At 72.3% G+C, this 23494-nt stretch carries 18 protein-coding genes and 1 pseudogene; 16 read left to right on the top strand and 3 right to left on the bottom strand.

The genetic code is table 11. The features are described 5' to 3' along the window. Positions 1 to 152: 152 nt before the first annotated feature. From ACFVYS_RS37350 to ACFVYS_RS37340, 3 genes are all read left to right on the top strand, one after another. Complete coding sequence (locus tag ACFVYS_RS37350) at positions 153 to 3011, top strand: DEAD/DEAH box helicase (RefSeq protein ID WP_389509442.1); 2859 nt, start codon at positions 153 to 155, stop codon at positions 3009 to 3011. Continuing rightward, a complete protein-coding gene (locus ACFVYS_RS37345) occupies positions 3008 to 4309 on the top strand; it encodes an SWF or SNF family helicase (protein ID WP_389509440.1) in 1302 nt (433 codons plus the stop codon). Before ACFVYS_RS37350 ends, ACFVYS_RS37345 begins: the two co-directional genes overlap by 4 nt. 147 nt (positions 4310 to 4456) lie before the next feature. Continuing rightward, positions 4457 to 5800, top strand: coding sequence for an esterase-like activity of phytase family protein (locus tag ACFVYS_RS37340; protein ID WP_389509439.1), 1344 nt, complete (start codon positions 4457 to 4459; stop codon positions 5798 to 5800). Positions 5801 to 5859: 59 nt separating this feature from the next. On the opposite strand, the gene ACFVYS_RS37335 is transcribed toward ACFVYS_RS37340, so the two are convergent. Together ACFVYS_RS37335 and xylA are read right to left on the bottom strand one after the other, a co-directional pair. Continuing rightward, positions 5860 to 6324 (bottom strand): hypothetical protein, encoded by a 465-nt coding sequence (locus tag ACFVYS_RS37335; RefSeq protein ID WP_389509437.1) that lies wholly within the window; start codon positions 6322 to 6324, stop codon positions 5860 to 5862. 230 nt (positions 6325 to 6554) lie between these two features. Further along, on the bottom strand, positions 6555 to 7721 hold the full coding sequence (gene xylA / locus ACFVYS_RS37330; RefSeq protein ID WP_327181699.1) for a xylose isomerase: 1167 nt from the start codon (positions 7719 to 7721) through the stop codon (positions 6555 to 6557). A 128-nt stretch (positions 7722 to 7849) separates the two neighbouring features. On the opposite strand from xylA, the gene xylB reads away from it, so the two are divergent. The 12 genes and pseudogenes from xylB to ACFVYS_RS37270 all read left to right on the top strand — a co-directional run bounded on the left by xylB (position 7850) and on the right by ACFVYS_RS37270 (position 20343). Further along, entirely contained in the window at positions 7850 to 9295 is a 1446-nt protein-coding gene (gene xylB / locus ACFVYS_RS37325; protein WP_389509435.1) for a xylulokinase, read from the top strand. A gap of 22 nt (positions 9296 to 9317) precedes the next feature. Further along, positions 9318 to 10526, top strand: a complete 1209-nt coding sequence (locus tag ACFVYS_RS37320; RefSeq protein WP_389509433.1) for an ROK family protein — start codon at positions 9318 to 9320, stop codon at positions 10524 to 10526. A 372-nt stretch (positions 10527 to 10898) separates the two neighbouring features. Continuing rightward, entirely contained in the window at positions 10899 to 11498 is a 600-nt protein-coding gene (locus ACFVYS_RS37315) for an N-acetylmuramoyl-L-alanine amidase (protein ID WP_389509431.1), read from the top strand. Positions 11499 to 11626: 128 nt separating this feature from the next. Beyond that, positions 11627 to 12895: a GAF domain-containing protein gene (locus ACFVYS_RS37310; protein WP_389509429.1), complete on the top strand. Its 1269-nt coding sequence runs from the start codon at positions 11627 to 11629 to the stop codon at positions 12893 to 12895. A gap of 208 nt (positions 12896 to 13103) precedes the next feature. Next, on the top strand, positions 13104 to 14627 hold the full coding sequence (locus ACFVYS_RS37305) for an aldehyde dehydrogenase family protein (RefSeq protein ID WP_389509427.1): 1524 nt from the start codon (positions 13104 to 13106) through the stop codon (positions 14625 to 14627). Between the two features lie 216 nt (positions 14628 to 14843). After that, the gene (locus ACFVYS_RS37300; RefSeq protein WP_389509426.1) at positions 14844 to 15167 is read left to right on the top strand and encodes an aldo/keto reductase; all 324 of its coding nucleotides are present in this window, start codon (positions 14844 to 14846) and stop codon (positions 15165 to 15167) included. Between the two features lie 37 nt (positions 15168 to 15204). Beyond that, a pseudogene (locus ACFVYS_RS37295) lies at positions 15205 to 15435 on the top strand (acetyl-CoA carboxylase subunit alpha / propionyl-CoA carboxylase subunit alpha); the annotation flags it as partial. Positions 15436 to 15787: 352 nt separating this feature from the next. Beyond that, complete coding sequence (locus tag ACFVYS_RS37290; RefSeq protein WP_389509424.1) at positions 15788 to 15898, top strand: keywimysin-related RiPP; 111 nt, start codon at positions 15788 to 15790, stop codon at positions 15896 to 15898. 26 nt (positions 15899 to 15924) lie between these two features. Continuing rightward, complete coding sequence (locus ACFVYS_RS37285; protein WP_389509423.1) at positions 15925 to 17775, top strand: lasso peptide isopeptide bond-forming cyclase; 1851 nt, start codon at positions 15925 to 15927, stop codon at positions 17773 to 17775. Positions 17776 to 17804: 29 nt separating this feature from the next. After that, a complete protein-coding gene (locus ACFVYS_RS37280; protein WP_389509421.1) occupies positions 17805 to 18059 on the top strand; it encodes a lasso peptide biosynthesis PqqD family chaperone in 255 nt (84 codons plus the stop codon). Next, the gene (locus ACFVYS_RS37275; RefSeq protein WP_389509419.1) at positions 18056 to 18493 is read left to right on the top strand and encodes a lasso peptide biosynthesis B2 protein; all 438 of its coding nucleotides are present in this window, start codon (positions 18056 to 18058) and stop codon (positions 18491 to 18493) included. The genes ACFVYS_RS37280 and ACFVYS_RS37275 overlap by 4 nt, the downstream gene beginning before the upstream one ends. Further along, positions 18490 to 20343, top strand: a complete 1854-nt coding sequence (locus ACFVYS_RS37270) for an ABC transporter ATP-binding protein (RefSeq protein WP_389509417.1) — start codon at positions 18490 to 18492, stop codon at positions 20341 to 20343. The genes ACFVYS_RS37275 and ACFVYS_RS37270 overlap by 4 nt, the downstream gene beginning before the upstream one ends. Before the next feature lie 296 nt (positions 20344 to 20639). Here ACFVYS_RS37270 and ACFVYS_RS37265 read toward each other — a convergent pair whose 3' ends face one another. Continuing rightward, positions 20640 to 22319 (bottom strand): hypothetical protein, encoded by a 1680-nt coding sequence (locus tag ACFVYS_RS37265; RefSeq protein WP_389509416.1) that lies wholly within the window; start codon positions 22317 to 22319, stop codon positions 20640 to 20642. 842 nt (positions 22320 to 23161) lie between these two features. On the opposite strand from ACFVYS_RS37265, the gene ACFVYS_RS37260 reads away from it, so the two are divergent. Continuing rightward, positions 23162 to 23455 carry a hypothetical protein gene (locus tag ACFVYS_RS37260; protein ID WP_389509414.1) on the top strand — a complete coding sequence of 98 codons (294 nt, stop codon included), beginning with the start codon at positions 23162 to 23164 and terminating at the stop codon, positions 23453 to 23455. The last annotated feature ends 39 nt before the right edge of the window (positions 23456 to 23494 follow it).

The raw sequence follows: 23494 nt of genomic DNA, 5'->3' as shown, positions 1-23494 counted from the left end.
CCCTGAGGTACAGCCCCGAGACGCCCCTGAGAGTTCCCGTCCCAGGATGGCGGACCGGACCGGATCCTCACACGGTGCGCGTTTCCCGCCGCAGTGCTGTACCCTCGGCGACCCCGCCCTGGTAGTCAAGTTTGAGGAGTATCTTCATCGCCGTGCAGAGGGTTCCCTTGGAGACACCGTTCGAGATCTCCGAACTGGCACGTTGTTCCGCCGTGTTCGTGCCCGGCACCCCGGCCCGAACCGGCGGCGTCGCCTTCTGGCGATCCGACGACGAGGCCCCTCCCGCCCCAGCCGGCCGACAGGTGGAGGACCTGGCCGTCGTCCGGCCCGCCGGCTCCGGTGTGGCACTCGCGCGTGTGCCCGCCCTGCTCCTGCCGCTGGAAGCGGCCCTGCCCCTCCTCACCCGCGCGCGTGCCGTGCCGGACGGACACCGGGCCGCAGTTTTCTGGGGTGCGGCCGCTCTGCTGGCCCTGCGGTGTGTGGCGCGCGGTCTCCTGCTGCCCGGTCTGTCACCGGAGGACCACGACGCCTGGCGGATCGGCCCGCTGGCTCCGGAGGACCTCGACCAGGTACGCCGACTGGCCGCCTCGATGCCGCCCGAGGCACACGCCGTCCCCGTGGACGAGACCCCGCCCCTGCGCCTTCCCGACCCCGAGCGACTGCTGCGCGCCTTCCTGGACGCCGTGGCGGACACGCTCCCCCGCACTCCCGCCGCACCGCTCCTGACGGGAGGCCCGGCCTACGCGGCCCCGCAGCCCCGACACCTGCCGGAACTGCGGGCGTGGGCCGCCGACGTCGCCGCGGGCCACGACGCCGGCGTACGGATCTCGCTGCGCATCGAGGTCTCCGGGCTCGACATGCCCGGGATCGACGCGCCCGGGTTCCGGGCCGTGCCGCAGGTGCACAGCGTGAGCGACCCGGCGCTCGTCGCGGACGCCACCGACGTCTGGGCGGACTCCGGCGCCACGCACGGGGCGTTCGGCCTCCGCGCGCGGATGGACGTCCTGCTCGCCCTGCGCCGTGCGGCCCGTGCCTGGCCGGCGCTGACACCCCTGCTGTCGGCCGCCGTGCCGGACGCCGTCGAGCTCCTCGACGAGGAGCTGGCCGAGTTGCTGGGCGAGGGCGCGCGGGCGCTGGCGGGCGCGGGGATCGAGGTGCACTGGCCGAGGGAGTTGGCCCGCACCCTCACCGCCCGCGCGGTCGTGGGGCCGCCCGAGCCGGAAGCAGGGCGCGATCGGCTCGGCACGGACACACCGTCCTTCCTGTCGGCGGACTCCCTTCTGACGTTCACCTGGTGGTTCGGGCTGGGCGACCGGCAGCTGACCCCTGAGGAGCTGGACCGGCTGGCCGAGGCCAATCGGCCTCTGGTGCGGCTGCGCGACCAATGGGTACTGATCGACCCGCGGGAACTGCGCCGGGCCCACGCGCAACAGGACCGCAAGATGACGCCCGTGGACGCGCTGAGCGCGGCTCTGACGGGCTCGACGGAGGTGGACGGCCGACGGGTCGAGGTGCGGCCCACCGGGTGGCTGGCGGCCCTGCGGGAGCGGCTGACGCAACCCGAGTCGCAGGAGCCCGTGGCGCAGCCCGCGGCCCTCGACGCCACACTGCGCGACTACCAGCGGCGCGGCCTGGACTGGCTGGCCCGGACCACGGCCCTGGGACTGGGGTGCTGTCTGGCTGACGACATGGGGCTCGGCAAGACCGTCACACTGATCGCCCTGCACCTGCACCGCCAGACGGACGCCTCGGCGGCGGGTCCCACCCTCGTGGTCTGTCCGACGTCCCTGATGGGCAACTGGCAGCGGGAGATCGAGAAGTTCGCTCCGGGCACGCCGGTGCGCCGCTTCCACGGTCCGCAACGTGATCTGGCGTCCCTGGCCGACGGGGAGTTCGTCCTCACCACCTACGGCACGCTGCGCCAGGACGCGGGGCGGCTCGGCGAGGTGCCGTGGGGCCTGGTCGTGGCGGACGAGGCCCAGCACGTGAAGAACCCGTACTCGGCGACCGCGCGGGCGCTGCGCACCATCGACACACGCGCGCGTGTGGCGCTGACGGGCACGCCGGTGGAGAACAACCTGTCGGAGCTGTGGGCCATCATGGACTGGACGACACCCGGTCTGCTGGGCCGGCTGGGCGCCTTCCGTACGCGGTACGCGCGAGCCGTGGAGAGCGGCGGGGACCCTGCCGCGGCGGAGCGGCTCGGCCGACTCGTGGGACCGTTCCTGCTGCGCCGCCGCAAGTCGGACCCGGGTATCGCCCCCGAGCTGCCGCCCAAGACCGAGACCGATCGGCCCGTGGCCCTCACGAGGGAGCAGACCGGCCTGTACGAGGCCGTGGTGCGCGAGACGCTCGCCGCGATCGCCGAAGCGGACGACATGGCGCGCCGGGGGCTGATCGTGAAGCTCCTGACCGGCCTCAAACAGATCTGCAACCACCCGGCGCAGTACCTCAAGGAGGAACGGCCGAGGACAGCCGGCCGCTCCGGGAAACTCGAACTTCTGGACGAGCTGCTCGACACCCTCCTCGCCGAGGGGGCGAGCGTGCTGGTCTTCACGCAGTACGTGCGGCTGGCGCGGCTCCTCGAACAGCACCTGGCGGCGCGGGGCGTGCCCACGCAGTTCCTGCACGGCGGTACTCCGGTCGCCGAGCGCGAGAACATGGTCCGGCGTTTCCAGGACGGTGAGGTGCCCGTGTTCCTGTTGTCGCTCAGGGCCGCCGGCACGGGCCTCAACCTCACGCGCGCGGAGCACGTCGTGCACTACGACCGCTGGTGGAACCCGGCCGTCGAGGCGCAGGCCACGGACCGGGCGTACCGCATCGGCCAGACCCGGCCCGTGCAGGTGCACCGGCTGATCGCCGAGGGCACGATCGAGGACCGCATCGCCGCCATGCTGCGCCGTAAGCAGCATCTCGCGGACGCCGTGCTCGGGTACGGCGAGGCGGCGCTCACGGAACTGACGGACGCCGAGCTGGCCGATCTGGTGGAGCTGCGAGGGGATGCGCGATGAACCGGCACGACAGCGTCGAGGAACGGACCTTCGCCGCCTTGCCTCCCGCGCACGGGCGGGGGTTCGCCCGGACGTGGTGGGGACGGGCGTGGCTGACCGCGCTCGAGGCCGGCGCGCTGGACGGGGAGCAGGTGAGGACGGGCCGTCGGCTCGCGCGCGGGGGCGCCGTGGGCGCGGTGTCGGTGCGACCGGGGCGGATCACTGCCGTCGTCCAGGACCGCGATCACACGCGGTACCGGGCCGACGTGCTGCTCGACCGGCTCTCGGACGACCGGTGGGACCGCCTTCTGGACCTCGCGGTGGAGCGCGCGGGGCACGTCGCCGCGCTGCTCGACCGGGAGATGCCGCCCGATCTGGTCGAGGACGCCGAGTCGGCCGGCATCGACCTGCTTCCGGGGCTGGGCGATCTGGAGGCTCAGTGCGACTGCGGTGCCTGGGACCACTGCGGTCACACGGCGGCGGTCTGCTACCAGGTGGCGAGGCTGCTCGACCAGGATCCCTTCGTCCTCCTGCTGCTTCGGGGACGTGCGGAACAGAGCCTGCTGGACGACCTCCAGGCGCGTGGCTCCGCCGCTCGGCCCGACGCGGAGCCGCCGCGGACCGAAGGTGTGGACGCGGCGGAGGCGTACGCGGCCGGGAACATCCTGCCCCCGCTGCCCCCCGTGCCCGAACTCCCGCCGGAACCGGGTGTGCCGCCCTCCTGGGACACGGATGTCCCGCCCCCGGCCGGGGTCGAACCGGCGGCGCTGGTGATCCTGGCCGCCCGGACGGCCGCCGCGGCACACCTGCTGCTCGCGGAGGCGCTCCGCGAAGGAGCGGAACGGCGTGCGCCGACGGCCGGGTCGACGGTGGGCCACGACGCCGTACGGCTGGCGGAGGGCGTTCTCGACGTCTCGGGGACGGTGGATCGACCCGGCGAGGCCGCGCTGGGCCGTCTCGCCGCCGGGTCGGGGCGCGACCGGGCGGAACTGGCCGCTGCCGTACGGGCCTGGCGAGACGGCGGGGCAGCCGCCCTGTCCGTGCTCGAGGACGAGTGGGTCGTGGAGGGCGAGGCGTTCGCACGCGCGCGTGCCGCGCTGGACTCGGCCTGGGAGGAGGACGAGCGGCCGGTGCTGCGGGCGCGGGGGAACCGGTGGACGGTCGTCGGGACGGCCTGCCAGCTGCGGCTGGGACCGGACGGCCGGTGGTGGCCGTACCGCGAGGAGGGCGGTCGCTGGATGCCGGCCGGGGAGGCGGCCCACGACCCGGCGACGGCTCTGGCCGTGGCCCGCCCCGATGGCGAGGAAGCGCTTTCCTAGGCCGGGCTCCCTACGATGCCGCGCGGGACGTCGGCCCGACGGGCGGCCGACGCCCCCTGTTCATCCGGAGGTCCTACGGCGTTCGGCGCGTGCCCCAAACCTGGCCGCTGTCAGCGAACTTGTCACATCTTCTCCTCAGGAGGCCTGATGTCCCCGCACGCCACCGGTCGGCGCCGCGTCCATCGTTCCGTCGCGGCGGGCGTACCGCTCGCCGTGCTGGCCGCACTCGCCACCGCCGGACCGGCCGCCGCGGGCACTCCGGCCCAGGAGGCGCACGTCACGCGGACCGCGACGCTCGGCGACATCCCGCTCGGGACGTTCAGCAACACGCTGCTGCCCGGCACGGTGGCCGACGACCGGGGCGTGGACCTCGGCGGCATCGGCAGCGACATCTATCCGGCGGGCCGCAAGGGCGAGTTCTGGACGGTCACCGACCGCGGGCCCAACGGACAGATCAAGGTCGGCGGCACCAAGCGCCGTACGTTCCCCGTGCCGGGGTTCGACCCGGCGATCGTGCGGATCCGGGTGGCCGGGGACACGGTGAAGGTGCTCCAGGCGATCCCGGTCACCACGAAGTCGGGGAAGCCCGTGACGGGCCTGCCGAATCAGGCGGGGCGCGACGAGGCGCCGTACTCCTACGACGCCCAGACGCCTGTGCCGTACAACCCGAACGGGCTGGACACCGAGGGCATCGTGCGGGCGGCGGACGGGAGTTTCTGGCTCGTCGACGAGTACGGACCCTCGCTGGTGCACGTCTCCGCGCGCGGGAGGGTGCTGACGCGTTACGTGCCGAAGGGGCTGAAGCTCACGGGCACGGACTACCCCGTGGTGGAGGCGCTGCCGGCCGTCCTGCTGCACCGGAAGATCAACCGTGGCTTCGAGGGGCTGGCCCAACTCCCGGGCGGCGACCTCATCCTGGCGGTGCAGAGCCCGCTGTCGCTTCCGGACACGAACGCGGGAGAGGGTTCGCGGACCACGCGACTGCTGCGTTTCTCACCGAAGAAGAAGGCCGTCACCGCCGAGTACGCGTACCGCTTCGACCCGGTCGAGGTGGTCGACCCGAGCGAGGACGACACCTCCGAGCTCAAGATCTCCTCGCTGGTCGCCGTGGGCGGCGACCGGCTGCTCGTGGAGGAGCGCACCGACAAGGCCGCGCGGCTGCACCTCGTACGACTGAGCCGGGCGGCGAACATCCTGGGCGACCGCTGGGACGACGACACGACGTCCCCGTCGCTGGAGCAGCTCGACGACCCCGCGGCCTCGGGAGTCCCGGTGCTGGCGAAGCGGCCGGCCGTCGATCTCGGCACGGTCGCCGGGGTGCCCGGGAAGATCGAGGGCGTCGCGCTCGTGGACCACTCCACGCTGGCCCTCATCAACGACAACGACTTCGGGATGACGGACGGCGCCGGCGCGTTCGACGCGCAGGGCCGGCTCGTCGACAGCGGCATCGAGACGACGGTCACCTATGTGCGGCTGCCGCACGGCGTGTGAGCGACGGCACCTCGGCACGCGCGCGTGGCACTGCCCTGGTGGCCACGCGCGCGTGGCCGCTAGGGCAGCAGTTCCTCCAGGGACGGCAGCAGTGACTCGAGGTCGCTCGGCAGATCGCTCGGCAACGCGGTCGGCAATCGGCTGGGCAGCCGGGTGGGGAGCTGCGAGGGCAGTTCGGTCGGCAAGCCGCTGGGCAGCTCGACCGGAAGACTGAAGGACGGGGCCGGGGTGGCGCCGCTGCCGGTGCTGCTGCCGACGTTCGGCTCGTCGGCCGGCGAATCGTCGCCTCTCATCAGCACGACGGCGACCACGGCTCCGGCGGTGACGAGCAGCGCGAGGACGACGAAGAGGGGGTTCCTCCGCCTTCCGGACCCGCCCGGCGGACCCGATGGCGGCGGCGACCAGCCGCCCCCGCCCGTCCCGTCGTCGGGTCCGTAGCCGGAGCGGGGCGGTCCGAAGCCGCCCGGAGGCGGCATGTCGCCCGGCGGTCCGGGCGGTCGAGGCGGTTCGGGCGGCATGGCCATACCGTCCAGCGTCGCGGTGAACCGCTCGCGGCGCGAGCCCCGCACGGAAGTTGATACCGACTCATGCCATGGACCGCATGATTCCGGCGTATTGCGCGCGCAGACGCTCGAAGCCGAGCGAGCACCGCGCGGAGAACGCGCGAGGACCGAGCCGAGACCGAGCGAAACCGATCGTTCGACGGCACGCGTGTGTGCACGCTCACCAGCTGCACACACGCGTGCGTGCCGAATCAGCCGCGGGCACCCAGGAGGTGGTCCATGGCGAGCTGGTCGAGGTGCTCGAAGGCCATGCCGCGGGCGGCGGCCGTCTCGGCGTCGAAGTCCTCGAAGGCGGTGCGGTCGGCGAGCAGGCTCTCCAGGCCGTCGGCGGCGGTGGCCTGGGCGAGCTCGTCCAGGCGGGAGGCGCGCAGGGCCTCCTGTACCTCCGGGTCGCCGCGGAACGCGGCCGCACGCTCCTTGAGGATCAGGTAGTTGCGCATGCAGCCCGCGGCCGAGGCCCACACACCGTCGAGGTCCTCGGTGCGCGGCGGCTTGAAGTCGAAGTGCTTCGGGCCCGCGTAACCGGCGCTCTCCAGCAGGTCGACCAGCCAGAACGCGGAGCGCAGATCGCCGGCGCCGAAGCGCAGGTCCTGGTCGTACTTGATGCCGGACTGGCCGTTGAGGTCGATGTGGAAGAGCTTGTCCGCCCACAGCGCCTGGGCGATGCCGTGCGGGAAGTTCAGCCCGGCCATCTGCTCGTGGCCGACCTCGGGGTTCACGCCGTACAGCTCCGGGCGCTCCAGGCGCTCGATGAAGGCCAGGGCGTGGCCGACGGTCGGGAGCAGGATGTCACCGCGCGGCTCGTTCGGCTTGGGCTCGATGGCGAACTTCAGGTCGTAGCCCTGGGAGGTCACGTACTCGCCGAGGAGGTCGAAGGCCTCCTTCATGCGGTCGAGCGCCACCCGTACGTCCTTGGCGGCACCGGACTCCGCGCCCTCACGGCCGCCCCAGGCGACATAGATCTTCGCGCCGAGCTCGACGGCCAGATCGATGTTGCGGATGGTCTTGCGCAGGGCGTAGCGACGCACGTCACGGTCGTTCGCCGTGAAAGCGCCGTCCTTGAAGACGGGGTGCGTGAAGAGGTTGGTGGTCGCCATCGGCACGGTCATGCCGGTCGTGTCCAGGGCCTGGCGGAAGCGCTTGATGTGCTCCTCGCGCTCACTCTCGGAGGACCCGAAGGGGATCAGGTCGTCGTCGTGGAAGGTCACGCCGTAGGCGCCCAGCTCGGCCAGGCGCTGCACCGACTCGACCGGGTCCAGGGCACGCCGCGTGGCGTCACCGAACGGGTCCCTTCCCTGCCAGCCGACGGTCCACAGGCCGAAGGTGAACCTGTCATCGGGAGTGGGCTGGTAGCTCATGCTGCGGCTCCTTGCTTGAAGACTGTGTCGCCGACTATTTCGTCATGGCAGTTTACAAATTAGTATGCGGACGCATCTCTGGGAAGACAGATCCCGCAGAGCCGCGGAAAAACTTGAGGGAGAACCCGATGTCAGCAGCCGAGGGTCCGCTCGTCGTCGGCGTGGACACGTCCACCCAGTCCACCAAGGCGCTGGTCGTCGACGCGGCCACCGGCCAGGTCGTCGCGAGCGGCCAGGCGCCGCACACGGTGACCTCGGGCGCCGGCCGCGAGAGCGACCCCCGCCAGTGGTGGGACGCCCTGCGCGAGGCCCTGCACCAGTGCGGTGACGCGGCCCGCGAGGCCGCCGCTGTGTCGGTCGGCGGGCAGCAGCACGGCCTCGTCACGCTGGACGAGCGCGGTGAGCCGGTGCGTCCGGCGCTGCTGTGGAACGACGTACGCTCGGCCCCGCAGGCCCGCCGGCTGACCGAGGAACTGGGCGGAGCGAAGTTCTGGGCGCAGCGCACCGGGTCCGTCCCGGCCGCGTCCTTCACGGTCACGAAGTGGGCCTGGCTGGCGGAGCACGAGCCGGAGGCCCTGCGCGCCACGAAGGCCGTACGCCTCCCCCACGACTACCTCACCGAGCGCCTCACGGGTGAGGGCACCACCGACCGCGGTGACGCCTCCGGCACCGGCTGGTGGGCGTCCGCGACCGAGTCGTACGACGCGGAGATCCTCGCCCACGTGGGACTCGACCCGGCGCTGCTGCCCCGCGTGGTGCGGCCCGGGGAAGTGGCGGGCACCGTACGCGACAGTCACGACCTGCCCTTCGCCAAGGGGACGCTGGTCGCGCCGGGCACCGGGGACAACGCCGCGGCGGCGCTGGGCCTCGGGCTGCGCCCCGGCACGCCCGTGCTGAGCCTCGGCACGTCGGGCACGGTGTACGCGGTGGCCAAGCGCCGCCCCACCGACCCCACCGGCACCGTGGCCGGTTTCGCCGACGCGCACGGCGACTGGCTGCCCCTGGCCTGCACCCTGAACTGCACCCTCGCCGTCGACCGCGTCGCCGCCCTGCTGGGCCTGGACCGCGAGGCCGTGGAACCCGCCGCGGGCCTCACGCTGCTGCCCTACCTGGACGGCGAACGCACCCCGAACCTGCCGAACGCCTCGGGCCTCCTGCACGGCCTGCGCCACGACACGACCGCGGGCCAGCTGCTCCAGGCCGCCTACGACGGCGCCGTGCACTCCCTGCTGGGCGCGCTCGACCTGGTTCTCGACGAGGACGCGGACCGCTCGGCTCCCCTGCTGCTGATCGGCGGCGGCGCCCGGGGCACGGCCTGGCAGGAGACCGTGCGCCGGCTGTCCGGGCGGCCGGTCCAGGTGCCCGAGGCCAAGGAACTCGTCGCGCTGGGGGCCGCGGCCCAGGCGGCGGGCCTGCTGACCGGCGAGGACCCGGCCGCCGTCGCCCGCCGCTGGAACACCACCCGGGGCCCGGTACTCGACGCCGTCGAGCGGGACGAGGCGACGCTCGCCAGGATCGCCGGGGTACTCTCCGACGCGGCCCCGCTGCTGGACCGGAGCACGGACGCCCACTGAGCATCGACGAATCGACGGAGGCATGACCGCACCGCTGCACGAGGCCCGGCCGACCGGCCCGGGGCGCGCACTGCCCGACACCCAGCAGGGCATGCGCCGCCGCAACCTGGCCCGGGTGATGCACGCCGTCAGCGCCGAGGGACCGCTCTCGCGCGCGGCGGTCGCCTCACGCATCGGCCTGACTCGGGCAGCGGTCTCGACCCTCGTCGACGAACTCATACGCACCGGACTGCTCGAGGAGCTGGGCCCCGAGCGGCCGGGCCGGGTGGGCCGCCCCGGTTCGGCGCTGGCGGTCAGCGGGCGCGGTCCGGCTGGCATAGGCGCCGAGATCGGCGTCGACCACCTGGCGGCCTGCGCCGTCGATCTGCGCGGCGAGGTGCGGGCACGCGCCGTGCGGCACGGCACGAACCGGGGCCGCTCCCCCGAGCCGGTGGTCGAGGAACTGACCGGCCTCGTGCGCCGGGTGGTCGCCGAGGCCGAACGCGAGGGGCTGTGGCCGGCCGGACTCGCCGTGGCCGTCCCCGGCCTGGTCGCCCGCGACGCCCGTACGGTCGTCCGCGCGCCCAACCTCGACTGGCAGGACGTGGACCTCGGCGCGTTGCTGCCCGGGGAGTTCCCGCTGACCGTGGACAACGAGGCCAACTTCGGCGGGCTGGCCGAACTCTGGCTCGGCGCGGACACTCCGGGGGACTTCCTGCACGTGTCGGCGGAGATCGGCATCGGCGCCGCGCTGGTCGTGGACGGCAGCCTGCTGCGCGGCACCCGCGGCTTCGCCGGTGAGCTGGGCCATGTGCCGGTGCACCCCGACGGACCGGAGTGCGGGTGCGGCGGGCGCGGATGTCTGGAGCAGTACGCCGGCGAGGAGGCGGTACTGCGGGCGGCCGGGCTGGAACCGGGCGAGGACCGCGTCGGACTTCTCGCGGGACGCGCCGCGGACGGCGACCCCGACGTACGGCGGGCGCTGCGCGAGGCGGGAACGGCCCTCGGTATCGCGCTCACCGGGGCGCTCAATCTCCTGGACCCGGAGGGTGTCGTGCTCGGTGGGGCCCTGGCCGGGCTCGCGCCGTGGCTGCTGCCGTCGCTCGAGACCGAGCTCTCCCGGCGTACGGCAGGACCCGCCCGCCCGGTGTCCGTCTCCCGGCTGGGTCCCGAGGGCCCGTTGCTGGGGGCCGCGCACTCGGTGGTCCGGGCCGTGCTGGACGATCCCGCGGCAGTGGCGGAGCGGGCCTGAGCCGACGGGGCCCTGGACCCGGCCGCCCGGCCCGGCACCACATCGGCTCGCCGGTCACGGCGCGCGACAGGCCGGCATCCGCCCGCACAGCGGCCGGGTGCCGATCGGATCGGGGGCGGAACTCCCCGTTCGGGTGAGCGAGTTGTCCACAGTCGCGCGCTCGTCCACCGAACCTCGGCGTGTCCTCCTGCCCGACCCGCCGGCGCCGTAGCGTAATGCGTGCGGGACACGGCCGCCGAGTGCTGACGGCAGTGTCCGGCCGGTACGGGACCACGGGTTCGGCGAGTCGGACACGTACCGGATCGACCGCCGCCCCGTACGCGCTCCGGTGCCGCCCGCCGGACGTCCCAGACCCCGAAAGGCAGCACCTCTGTGGAACGAGCGCCATCCCTCCCCGGACGCCGACGGATCCTGAAGGGCACCGCCCTCGCCGCCGTTCCGTACGTGCTGCTGTCCGACGCCCAGGCGGGCGCCCGGCCTCGGAACGTCGACTACCCGACCGCCGAGTGGCAGCCCGCGACCGCCACCAACCGCACGGCCGCGAACCGCCCCCTCACCCATCCCGTCGACCGCGTCGTCATCCATGTCACGCAGACCCTCTACACCAAAGCCCTGACCGTCTTTCAGAACCCGCGCAAGAAGGTGTCCGCCCACTACGTCGTGCGCTCCGTGGACGGCCATGTGGCGCAGTGCGTGCGCGAGTCGGACATCGCCTGGCACTCGGGGAACTGGGGCTACAACACCCGCAGCATCGGTATCGAACACGAAGGGTGGGTCGACAGACCCGCCTACTTCACCGACGCCCTCTACGAGAGGTCCGCCCGGCTGACGGCGTCGGTCTGCGACCGGTACGGCATCCCGAAGGACCGCGCGCACATCATCGGCCACTACGAGGTGCCGGGCACCGATCACACGGATCCCGGTCCGAACTGGGACTGGAGCCGCTACCTGAGACTCGTCGGCCGCGTCTGACCCGAACCGGACCGCGAACCGGACCGCCGGCGGATCGTCACCTTCGGAGTGGCGTCGTCCAAACGGTTGTCGGTCCGGGTACCCGGCGTGACGATGTCCCCAGCCGTATCGCCTTCCGGGAGGACGAGTTGACCGATCCCTGGGTGGCCCTCGAACCGGGTGCCGACCCCGCCGAGCGGGTGCGGGTCCTGCGCCGGGCGCATGAGACGTTCACCGAGGCGGGCACCGTGCCGCGGCCGGTGCGCTCCGTCGTGGCCGACTCCTGGCGGCGTTCCGCGCGGGCCGGCGTCGGTCCCGACGGCACGGCGAGCGTCGAGCTGACCGACGGCGATCTCGGCGCCTACCGGGCCGAGCATCCGCTGGCGCGGGTGATGCCGTTGTTCCGGGAGCTGATGGGCACGTTCGCGGCCGACGGTGAGCATCTGCTGGCGGTGTGCGACGCGCACGGCAGGCTGTTGTGGGTCGAGGGGCACGCGGCGACCCGGCGGCAGGCGGGGCGGATGAACTTCGTGCCGGGTGCGCGGTGGGCGGAGAGCGCGGTCGGGACGAACGCGCCGGGCACCGCGGTCGCCCTGGACCGGCCGGTGCAGGTGTTCGCGGCCGAGCACTTCATCCGGCGGGTGCAGCCATGGACGTGCGCCGCCGCCCCGGTGCACGATCCACGGACCGGACGGGTGCTGGGGGCCGTGGACATCACGGGCGGGGACGGCCTGGCGCATCCGCACAGCCTGGGCTTCGTGCAGGCGGTCGCGCGGGCCGCCGAGGCCCATCTGGCGCTGCTCGCCCCGCAGCGGCCCGCCGCCGACGCACCGCGGCTGACCGTGCTGGGCCGCGACGAGGCGCGTCTGGTCACCGGCGGCCGTGACCTCAGGCTGAGCCGTCGGCACAGCGAGATCCTGGTGCTGCTGGCCCGCCGTCCCGAGGGCCTGACGGGCGACGAGCTGCTGTGCGCGCTGTACGAGGACGAGTCGGTCCCCCCGGTGACGCTGCGGGCCGAACTCGCCCGGCTGCGCGGGATACTCGGCCCCGGGCTGCTGGCCTCGCGCCCCTACCGGCTCACCGTCGCATGCGAGTCGGACGTAGCCGTCGTCGAACGAAGGCTGGCGGCCGGCGCGGTGACGGCGGCCGCGACGGCCTACACCGGGCCGCCGCTGCCGTCCTCGCAGGCACCGGCGGTGGCACGGCTCCGACGTCGTCTCGCCGAGGGTCTGCGCGCCGCGCTGATCGCCCGCGGCGACCCCGATCTGCTGACGGACTGGGCGCACGCGCCGTGGGGCGAGGATGACCTCGACGTGTGGCGGGCGCTCGCGGCGGCCCGCCCCACGGCCGCGATACGGGCGCGCCTCGCGTCCCTGGAGTCGGAGCTGACGGCGCCGGCCGGATGGCCGCACCCGTAGGCCGGGCGAGGTGTGGGCGAGGTGTGGGCGAGGTGTCCGCAGTCGAGGCGCCGGCAGGCAAGGCCCGTCACGCCGGCCGGCCGGTGCCGCCCTTCACGGCGTCCCGGCGGGCGGCGGGCACCGCAACGTGGATGCAACGTCCGCCTGCCTAGCCTCCCGCGGAGAGCTGCCCAACGGCGGGCAGCGCTGCTGAGGGAGGCAGAGCAGGATGACCCGTTACGCGGCGCCCGGCACCGAGGGCGCGATCGTCTCCTACCAGGCCCGTTACGACCACTACATCGGCGGCGAATACGTGCCCCCGGCCCGGGGGCGGTACTTCGACAACCCGTCCCCGGTGAACGGCGAGACGTTCACCGAGGTGGCGCGCGGTACGGAGGAGGACGTGGAACGGGCGCTCGACGCGGCGCACGCGGCCGCGCCGGGCTGGGGCCGCACCTCGGCGACCGAACGCTCCGACATCCTGCTGAAGATCGCCGACCGCATGGAGGCGCATCTGGAGCCCCTGGCGGTCGCGGAGAGCTGGGAGAACGGCAAACCCGTACGTGAGACCTTGGCGGCGGACATCCCGCTGGCCATCGACCACTTCCGCTACTTCGCCGGCGCGGTGCGGGCCCAGGAGGGTTCGCTCAGCGAGGTCGACGACGACACGGTGGCGTACCACTTCCACGAGCCGCTCGGCGTCATCGCACAGATCATCCCGTGGAACTTCCCGATCCTGATGGCCACCTGGAAGCTCGCGCCGGCCCTCGCCGCGGGCAACACGGTGGTCATCAAGCCCGCCGAACAGACCCCGGCCTCGCTGCACTACTGGATGAGCTTGGTCGCCGATCTGCTGCCGCCGGGTGTGGTGAACATCGTCAACGGCTTCGGCGAGGAAGCGGGCAAGCCCCTCGCGTCCAGCCCGCGCGTCGCGAAGATCGCCTTCACCGGCGAGACGTCGACAGGGCGGCTGATCATGCAGTACGCCTCGCAGAACCTCAAGCCCGTCACGCTGGAGCTGGGCGGCAAGTCGCCGAACATCTTCTTCGACGACGTGTGGGACAAGGACGACGACCTGCGGGACAAGGCGCTCGAGGGCTTCACCATGTTCGCGCTGAACCAGGGCGAGGTGTGCACCTGCCCGTCCCGTGGGCTGATCCAGCGCGGCAACTACGGCGACTTCCTCCAAGCGGCCGTCGCCCGTACCGAACTCATCAAACCCGGCCATCCGCTGGACACCGACACGATGATCGGCGCCCAGGCGTCCAGCGACCAGCTCGCCAAGATCCTCTCGTACATCGACATCGGCCGGGAGGAGGGCGCCAAGATCCTCACCGGAGGCGAACGCGCCGAGTACGACGGTGATCTGAAGGGGGGCTACTACGTCCGCCCGACGATATTCGAGGGCGACAACCGTATGCGCGTCTTCCAGGAGGAGATCTTCGGACCGGTGGTCTCGGTGGCCTCGTTCGACGACTTCGACGACGCCATCAAGATCGCGAACGACACGCTGTACGGTCTCGGGGCGGGCGTGTGGACGCGGGACATCAACACGGCGTACCGCGCGGGCCGGGCGATCCAGGCGGGTCGCGTCTGGACGAACTGCTACCACGCGTACCCGGCGCACGCCGCCTTCGGCGGCTACAAGCAGTCGGGCATCGGCCGCGAGACGCACAAGATGATGCTGGAGCACTACCAGCAGACGAAGAACCTTCTTGTCTCGTACAGCCCGAAGAAGCTTGGGTTCTTCTAGAGCCTGAAGTCGGTTGCCTGGAGGCATCGTTGCGATCCAGGCAACCCGACATGGCAGGCACCCACTGTAATCAATCGGATTCTTAGAGTTACCGTCTGACATCCAAGGGAGATCCCGCCGGATCAGTCGCGCACCAAATAGCGCCGACCAAGCTGAGCGGCGACGACGGAGGCGGCGCAAAGGATCATCGTCGGGCCGTGCACGGCGAGCAGCGCCTTGCGATCAGCCTCGGCACAGGCGGAGCGATTCACGGCCGAGAACCGGGCGGCGAACCAGGCTCTCGTCGAACACATCACCATCCTCGCGCAAACCAAGAGCGCCACACCCGGGCAGGTCGCACTCGCCTGGCTGCTCGCACAGCACCCGTGGATCGTTCCGATTCCGGGCACACGACACATCGCGCGAATCGACGAGAACTCCGGCGCCACCAAGCTGCCGTTGTCCCCCGACGAACTGGCGGACCTCAACGAACTCGCCGGCCGGGTCGGGGTACAGGGAGACCGTTACAACGAGCACCACATGTCGCTGGTCGACAAGTAACGGACGACTGCGGCCTTCCGCGGACCGGTCCACACCGCGCTGGATCGAGAACGAGTTCGTCGACGAGATCAAGCCCTTCGCCGCCGCCGTCGACGCGGAGACGGACGAGGAGCCGGGCCGTGAGACGGTCGTCCTCGAGGTCGGCGGCAAGCGCCTGGAGGCCTCCCTCCCCGTCTCCCTCGGCATGTCGCCGGCCCGCTCCGGACTCGCCGCCGGCGATGGAGCGACGGGAAGCGGCGCACGTCCAGGAGCGAAGAGTGCGCCGGGCGGCGCTGCCCGTGGCCGCCGTCGGGCGCGCTCCGAGAGGAACGGCAGGCATCTGCCGAGACTCAGGTCGAAACGCTTCTTTGAACAAGCGCATACCCGACGCTCGAAACAATGCGGTGGCAAAAACAAATGACAGGGAGCGGGCGCGCACTCCGAGGAATGCGAATTTCTCCACATTAACTGAGCTTTGTGAACGCTCTTGCCCCGGACTCACGGTCTGCAGCTAGCTAGGTGCTGCGTCCACTTCCCGGCCCGGGTTCCCGATGAGCCCTGGGCAGACCGACAGCACACCGGGCAGTCCCGGGGCCGTCGCTCAGAGAGGTGGTCGGGAAACCCGTACGTGAGGAGTAGTCATGAAGAAGGCATACGAGGCGCCGACGCTCGTCCGGCTCGGCGGCTTCCGGAAGGAGACCGGGCTCCTGGGACGCTCCGGCAACGACCGGCTGATCCTGAGCAAGAACTGACGACCGACGGTCCTTGACCCGACGTCATGACTGAACTGCACGAAAGTGCGGGGACGGGCCCCGGCGACGCGCACTTCGCGGTCTTCACCGACCGTGCGGACGCGGCCGCCGCGGCCCGCTCCTTCGCCCTTCCCGGAAGCCGGACCCTCACGCATGCGTCGGGCCGGCCCTGGCTGGTCGGCCACTGGCACGACGACGAGGTCGTCACGGGGAACGCGGGCGGCGCCGCCCTCGCCGTGGTCGGCTGCTGCCCTATCACCGCCGACGAACTGCGGCGCCGAGCCGCACGGTTGCGTGATCTCGCGGAGCTCGACGCGCTGGCCCGGTCCCTTCCGGGCAGTTTCCACCTCGTCGGCGCCCTCGACGGACAGATCAGGGTCCAGGGCACCGCCTCCGGACTGCGACTCGTCTTCCACGCGGAGATCGATGGCCTGCGGGTGGCCGCCACCCGTGCCGACACGCTCGCCGCCGTCCTGGGCCTCGACCCCGACGTCGAGGAGCTGGCCGTGAGGCTGCTGTGGCCTGCCCCGTATCCGCTGTTCGAGACGTCCCTCTGGCGTGCGGTCACCGCCGTTCCTCCGCAGGACGCCGTGGTCGTCACCGCGGACGGGCGCACCGCGCGGCACACCCGGTGGTGGACGCCGCCGGAGCCGGTCCGACCGCTTGCCGAAGCGGCGCCTCTGATCCGCAGGGCACTGGAGGAGGCCGTTGACGCCCGTACCCGGCAGGGCGGCGTGGTCAGCTGCGATCTGTCCGGCGGCCTGGACTCGACCTCCGTCTGCTTCCTCGCCGACCGCTCCCCCGCCCGCGTGGTGGCCAGTACCTGGCCGGGACGCGATCCGGCGGACACCGACCTGCACTGGGCCGAGCAGGCGATGGGGCACCTCCCGGACGTCGAGCACGTGGTCTGGGACGCCGACGCGTCGCCGCTGGTCTACGAGGACCTGCTCGGCATCGACGACCTCCTCGACGAGCCGACCATCGGCGTCATGGACCGATCCCGGGTCCTGCACCATCTGCCCGGCCTCGCCTCGCGCGGCAGCCGTTTGCACCTGACCGGCATCGGCGGCGACCACGTGGCATGGTGCTCCGAGGCCTACTACCACCGACTGCTGCGCACCCGACCGCTGTTCGCCGTGCGGCAGTTGCGCGGGTTCCGGGCGCTGTGGCAATGGCCGCTCGGCGGCACGGCCCGCGCGCTCGCCGACTCCCGGTCGTACGGGAAGTGGCTCGCCGACGCCGCCGGCCACCTGCGCGGCCCGTTGCCCCCGTCCGTCGCGACGGGTCTCGGCTGGGGCATGGCCCCCCGCCTGTTCGACTGGGTGACTCCCGAGGCCGAATACATGGCCCGCCGGGCACTGCACGCGGCCGCGGCGAGCATCTCGCCGCTGCATCCGGACCGTGGCATGCACAGCGACCTGGAGCAGATCCGCTCGTGCACCCGCGTCATCCGCCAGTGGGACCGGATGGCGGCCCGCGCCGGTCTGCCGATGGCCTCTCCCTTCCTCGACGACCGCGTCATCGAGGCGTGTCTCGCCGTACGCCCGAGCGAGCGTGTCACGCCCTGGACGTACAAGCCCGTCCTGGGCGCCGCGATGCGCGGGATCGTGCCCGAGGCGTGCCTGCGGCGGTCCACGAAGGCCACGGCCTCCATGGACGCCTCCAACGGGCTTCGCGAACACCGCGCCGACCTGCTGGCCCTGTGGGAGGACTCGCGGCTGGCGGAGCTGGGTCTGGTGGACGCCGCCGAACTCCGCCGCCTCGCCCGGCGGCCCGCCTCTCCGGGATTGTCCGACGCCATCCTCTACTCCACGATCGCCGCCGAGGTGTGGCTGCGGGGCATCTCCGGCAGCCACACCCGTGTCCCCCACCTCTGATCACGTCCCTACGTCAGAAAGGTCCTCACATGCCTCTGCGGTTCGGCGCCGACGTCTCCACGGCCGAGACCGACTACGGCACGGTGCTTCTGGACGAACGGGTCGGCGCCTATTGGGAGTTGAATCCGACCGCCACCCTGGTCGTACGCACGCTGATCGACGGCGGAGAGGAGTCGGAAGCGGCCGCCGCCCTGGTCCGGGAGTTCGACATCGACGAGGCGCAGGCCCTGCGGGACGTCGAGGCGCTCGTGGGGCAGCTGCGGAACTCGGGGCTCGCCTCATGACGACGCCCAGCGCGCTGGAACGACCCACCGGTGTGCCCATGGCCCGACGCCTGGCCGCCCGCCTCGTCCTGCTCCCCGCCGTCGCCCTCGCCCTCCTGCCGCCCCGGCGCATCCGCACCGTACTCGGCATCCTGCGGCGCGGTGCCGCACCCGCCACCACCAGGCACGCCCAGAACGCGCGCGACGCCATGTGCGCCGCCAGCCTGCACTGCGCCGGACCGAAGGGGTGCCTGCCGCGCTCTCTGGGGGCGGCACTGCTGTGCCGGGTCGGCGGAACGTGGCCGACCTGGTGCACCGGCGTGCGCGTCGTCCCGCCCTTCACCGCGCACGCCTGGATCGAGGCGGAAGGCAGTCCCGTCGGCGAGGGTGTGCCGGAGGGCTACTTCGCCCGGCTGGTGGCCGTCGCCCCGCTGCCACGACCGACGGACCGATGACCGGCACAACGGTCGCGAACGGCGGCCCGGCCCGGGTCGCCGAGGGGGACAAGTCCACCCGGACGGCGGTGGCCACGATGTACCGGCTCACGGCCGGGCACCGGAACGCCATCGCCGTCGCCACCGTACTGACCCTCGTGGGCTCCGCCCTGGGACTGGCCCAGCCGCTCATCGCCAAGCACGTCGTGGACGCGAGTGGCCGCGGGCAGGTCATCTGGCCACTGCTGGCACTCCTCGGCGCACTGTTCGTCACCGAAGCGGCGACGGGAGCCGCGGGGCGCTTTCTTCTGGAACGGATGGGCGAACGTGTCGTACGGCAGGTCCGGCACGGGCTGGTGGGGCGGCTGCTTCGGCTGGAGATGAGGGAGTACGACCGCCAGCGGGGCGGCGACCTCATCTCCCGGGTGACGGCCGACACCACCTTGCTCAGGGAGGTCGTGTCGCAGGCCCTCGTCGACCTGGTGACGGGAAGCCTTGTCGCCGCAGGGGCGATCGTCCTCATGGCGTGGCTCGACCCCCTGCTGCTGCTCATGGTCGCCGTCACCGTGGCCGCGGCGGCCCTGGTCGTCGCCTCGCTGCTCACGGGCATCCGAGGCGCGTCCGAACACATGCAGGACTCGGTCGGCGCCATCGCCGCCGACCTTGAACGCGCCCTCGGCGCCCTGCCGATGGTCCGCGTGCATTGCGCCGAGGAGCGCGAGGCTGCGGGCATCGGCGCACGCGTCGAGGCGGCCTACGGCGCGGGGGTACGCACCGCGAAGCTCGCCTCTGTCATGAGCCCCGCTGTCGAGCTCGCCGTCCAGGGCTCCTTCCTCATCGTCCTGGTCGTCGGCGGCCTGCGCGTCAACGGCCACGCCGGCTCCCTCGGCGACCTCGTCGCCTTCCTGCTGTACGCCTCGTACCTCGTCCTGCCGCTGTCCTCCGTCTTCCACGCGGTGGGCCTCATCCAACGCGGGATGGGCGCCTACCAGCGCATCGACCAGGCGCTCCGGCTGCCCGTCGAGCCCACCGCACCGCGGATCCAAAGGGTCCCCGTCCCCACACCCGCGCCGACCGGGCCGTCTGACACCCCCGAGCGGCCCGCCCTCGCCCTGCGCGACGTCCGCTTCGGTTACGCCCCGGACCGGCCGGTCCTCCGCGGCGTTTCGTTCGCCGTCCCGCACCGGCAGCACGTCGCCCTCGTGGGTCGGTCCGGAGCCGGCAAGAGCACGGTGTTCGCCCTGGTCGCGAGGTTCTATGAGCCGGACGCGGGCCACGTGCTCTTCGACGGGCTGCCCGCGGCCCAACTCACCCGTGACGCATGCCGCCGGCGCATAGCCGTCGTCGACCAGAACGCGCACGTCGTCAGCGGGACCCTGCGCGACAACATCGCCTACGCGGTGCCCGACGCCACGGAAGCGGAGATCAGGCGCGTCATGGAACTGGCCCGACTCGACGAAGTCGTCGACCGGCTGCCCGGCGGCCTGGCCGCCGTCATCGGCGAACGCGGCAGCACCCTCTCCGGTGGCGAACGCCAACGCGTCGCCATCGCCCGGGCGTTGCTGGCCCGCCCCTCGCTGCTCCTGCTGGACGAGCCCACCTCCCACCTCGACGCGATCAATGAATCGGCCCTCACCACCGTCATGAAGGACGTCGCCCAGGAGTGCGCTCTGCTGGTCATCGCGCACCGCCTGTCCACCGTGCAGCACGCCGACCACATCGTCGTGCTGCACGACGGCCGCACCGCCGCCGGCGGACGCCACGAGGAGTTGCTGGCCGACAGCGCCCTCTACCGCGAGCTGGCCGCGAGCCAGATGCTCCGGCCGGGCGGGCACCCCGGAAACGGCGACCGAGCGGGGACATCGGGTTGAAGCGGCGCCGTCCTCTCGGCCCGGTCGGCCCGAGACTCGGACCATGCACGGGCCAACGGCCCAGCTGTCGCGGCCATGGACTCACCAGTCAGCTGTTGCTCCCCCCACCGATCCCTCTGCCGAGTCTCGTTCGCCAGCGTCCCGGCGCACGTTCATCGCGACGACCACCGCGGCCGGGGTGCCGTCGTCGGCGGCGGCCTGGTCGCGGGGTCGCTCCCGTGGGGCGCCGCGGAGGCGGCCGCCGCCGAGGCACCACCGAGTCCATGGAACGCGTCCCCGGCGGAGACGGACCTCCCTCACCCTGCCGACCGGCAGCCAGGATCGTCGACGGACCCTGCGGCGTAGTCCGAGGTCAGTCGGTACACGCCCGCCCGGGGCGCGGTCAGCCGGGTCCACGGGCCGTCCGCGCTGACGCACGCTCCCTCGGCCCGCAACCACGGCGAATACGCGATCCGCACGATGCTCGTCCCGGCGCGAGGCATCCTCAGGGTCAGCCCTGCCTCTCCCGCGTGCTGCAACTCGGCCGGGGCGGAGACCAGCGGCAGAGTGTCGCGGACGCGGTAGATCTTCCAGTACCGGTCCTGCCAGACGAGCTCCAGCCAGTGCTGTCCCTCCTTGATCAGAGCGGTCTCGCGCTCCGCGGACCGATCGAACGGGCCGTCGTGCAGCACGACGTAGCCCACCGCCCAGTGGCGCAGCCAGGCGTGGTAACGCGGCCCGTCGAGGTCGCCCTCGTAGAACAGGCGTCCCCGTTCCACGTCCAACTGCTGATTCCAGCCCCGCATCAGTTCGACGTGCGGGCCGAGGAGGGTGGCCCCGCGATGGTCGCGATCCGTCGGCAACTCGACCCGGCCGCGGTCCGCACCCAGGCGGGCGAGCGCGGCGAGCACTCCGTCGGTGTGCGTGACCCAGCCCGGAACGGGGTCCGGGCTCCGCAGATGCATCAGCGACGTCACACAGAGATAGGAGACGGAGAGAGCTGTCACCAGAGCCATCGCGCGCATATGAGTTCGCCGTACGCCGTTCCGGGTGGCTCCGGAGCGGCGGTGCAGCGCGGCCGCGAGCAACACCGCGGGGGCGAAGAGCAGGGCGAGGCGCTCCACGTTGTTGCCGATCGGTGAGGGGACCAGCCAGGTCAGGACGACCCCGGCGGCGTACAGGGCGCTGCCTGCCCGCACCACCCGCCACTTGGGCGGGGACGCCCACACCACGGCGGCGGACAACAGCACGGGCAGGATCATCCGGCCCGCGGCCATGGGCTGTTCACCCTCGAAGGGGAACAGCAGGGTCGTCAAGCCGACGACGGCGACGGGTGGGAGAGTCAGGGCGAGACACTTGCCGTACTGCCGGGTGACCAGATATCCAGCGCCCGCCACCAGCAGGAAGAGTCCGGCCACCGGGCTGCCCATGGTCGCGAACAGCGCCCCGAACGCGGCGGCGGCAAGCCGGGACGGGCGGGGCGTACGGTCGGCCACGGCGAGCAGGCCGGCGAGAGCGAAGGCCAGACCGAGGGCGAACGTGGTGCGGCCGAGCACGACGTTGTACCAGAGGCCCAGCGCTCCGACCAGCCCGGGCCACAGCGACACACGGGGAACGGTGCGCTCCAGCAGCATGGCCAGCAGACAGGTGGCACTGACTCCGGCCAGCACGGAGACAGCACGGACACCGATCAGTGCCATCAAGTGCGGTGATATGACGCTGTAGTTGACGGTGTGGACCCCGCCGAACCAGAAGAGCCCGTACGGCGTGACCGGGTGCCTGCCCACGAACCCCGCCCACGCGTACTGCGCGGCGAGGTCACCGCCGTCCGTCGCAAGAAGGGCATCCCACCCCCAGTACAGGGGGAGTACGGCGGCGATGGCGAGGAGCGGGACGCGGTATCTCGCCGCTCCGGACGACCGGCGTTCCCGGCGCAGTGCCGATGCTGGGGGTTCCAGTGAGGCGGGGGTCGGCAGGGTGAAGGACTGTAGGGGCATATCGGCTTTCCCGGTGCGGTACGGACGCTGTACAAGCCCGCTGAGGAATTCGTGGCCCTGAGGGCTCCTGGAACTCGCGGACCCGCGCAGGCGTCACGGCCGGGTTTCTCCCGTCCGTCGCACCCACTCGCGTATCGCGCACATCAGCGCCTCGGCCCCTCGGACCGCTCTCGCGCGGGCCGCCACCGGACGTCCGGGCCGGTCGTTCGAGGCGCTGACGGCATCACGCGGCAAGCCCGTATCAGCTCGCCTCCCGCCCGCCGGGGCAGCGTTGAACCACGCTGCGCGGATGGCGCAACTCGCTGACAGCGCCAGCACCAGGAGGCCGACATCATGCACTGAACCGCTCCGGAATCGGTGGGAGGATCCGGACTGGGGCCTCCTACCCAAGCGGACTACGGACATCAGCCGGATCGCCCCCCGACCATGATCCGGACCATTCCCGGGCCGGCAACCCTCCACCGGCTTCAGCAGAGGCTATTTCCACAGGTCAGCCACATGCAAGGCATGTACCACAAGCAGACGAAGAACCTTCTTGTCTCGTACAGCCCGAAGAAGCTTGGGTTCTTCTAGAGCCTGAAGTCGGTTGCCTGGAGGCGCCGTTGCGCTCCAGGCAATCCGACACGACAGCTACCCAATGCAATCACTCGGGTTCTTCTCGTTACTCTCTGGCGCCCGGTGGAGTTCCACTCGGATCAGTCGCGGACCACATTGTGCTGGAGATCGTCACCCCGCGAGCCGCCCGCTCATGAGCCCAGCGACCCGTCGAATGCCCGTGGGCAGCGCCCGAACCGCCAACAGAAGGCAGGCCCCACCTGGGCTCTGGGAAACGATCTTGATGTGTGCGGGAAACGATCTTCGGCGCCTATGAGCCGTCCACCCGCGGAGAAAGGAAAACGAGGCTGGGCGGGCGCCTGACCGGTCCGGCAGGGCGGCTCGCCGCCCCCGCGGGCGGCGCGATGACGGCGCTGAAGTGGACCGCCGAGTGGCCGCCCGTCCAGCGCCTCTCCGACGGCTCGCCAAGCATGTCCGTGGACCCGTTGGCCGACTACCACCTCATCCACGCCGTCCTGGGGCGTCGGCAGGTTCTGGGCCAAGCTGCCGCTCGTCCTCATCCAAACGGCCGGCTGCGCTGACCGCCGCAGGTCCCGGGCAGGGGCCGATCGGCCCCTGCC

Origin of the sequence: Streptomyces sp. NPDC058295 (genome assembly GCF_042880655.1) — a bacterium.
GTDB classification, from domain to species: domain Bacteria; phylum Actinomycetota; class Actinomycetes; order Streptomycetales; family Streptomycetaceae; genus Streptomyces; species Streptomyces coriariae.
This window is presented reverse-complemented; position numbering and strand designations above follow the sequence as displayed.

Bases quoted from the DNA above. Each gene is read 5' to 3' on its own strand.
- ACFVYS_RS37290 (WP_389509424.1), top strand. From the start codon at position 15,788: ATGAAGAAGGCATACGAGGCGCCGACGCTCGTCCGGCTCGGCGGCTTC.
- xylB (WP_389509435.1), top strand. From the start codon at position 7,850: ATGTCAGCAGCCGAGGGTCCGCTCGTCGTCGGCGTGGACACGTCCACC.
- xylA (WP_327181699.1), bottom strand. From the start codon at position 7,721: ATGAGCTACCAGCCCACTCCCGATGACAGGTTCACCTTCGGCCTGTGG.
- ACFVYS_RS37275 (WP_389509419.1), top strand. From the start codon at position 18,056: ATGACGACGCCCAGCGCGCTGGAACGACCCACCGGTGTGCCCATGGCC.
- ACFVYS_RS37340 (WP_389509439.1), top strand. From the start codon at position 4,457: ATGTCCCCGCACGCCACCGGTCGGCGCCGCGTCCATCGTTCCGTCGCG.
- ACFVYS_RS37280 (WP_389509421.1), top strand. From the start codon at position 17,805: ATGCCTCTGCGGTTCGGCGCCGACGTCTCCACGGCCGAGACCGACTAC.
- ACFVYS_RS37270 (WP_389509417.1), top strand. From the start codon at position 18,490: ATGACCGGCACAACGGTCGCGAACGGCGGCCCGGCCCGGGTCGCCGAG.
- ACFVYS_RS37285 (WP_389509423.1), top strand. From the start codon at position 15,925: ATGACTGAACTGCACGAAAGTGCGGGGACGGGCCCCGGCGACGCGCAC.
- ACFVYS_RS37335 (WP_389509437.1), bottom strand. From the start codon at position 6,324: ATGGCCATGCCGCCCGAACCGCCTCGACCGCCCGGACCGCCGGGCGAC.
- ACFVYS_RS37305 (WP_389509427.1), top strand. From the start codon at position 13,104: ATGACCCGTTACGCGGCGCCCGGCACCGAGGGCGCGATCGTCTCCTAC.
- ACFVYS_RS37320 (WP_389509433.1), top strand. From the start codon at position 9,318: ATGACCGCACCGCTGCACGAGGCCCGGCCGACCGGCCCGGGGCGCGCA.
- ACFVYS_RS37265 (WP_389509416.1), bottom strand. From the start codon at position 22,319: ATGCCCCTACAGTCCTTCACCCTGCCGACCCCCGCCTCACTGGAACCC.
- ACFVYS_RS37345 (WP_389509440.1), top strand. From the start codon at position 3,008: ATGAACCGGCACGACAGCGTCGAGGAACGGACCTTCGCCGCCTTGCCT.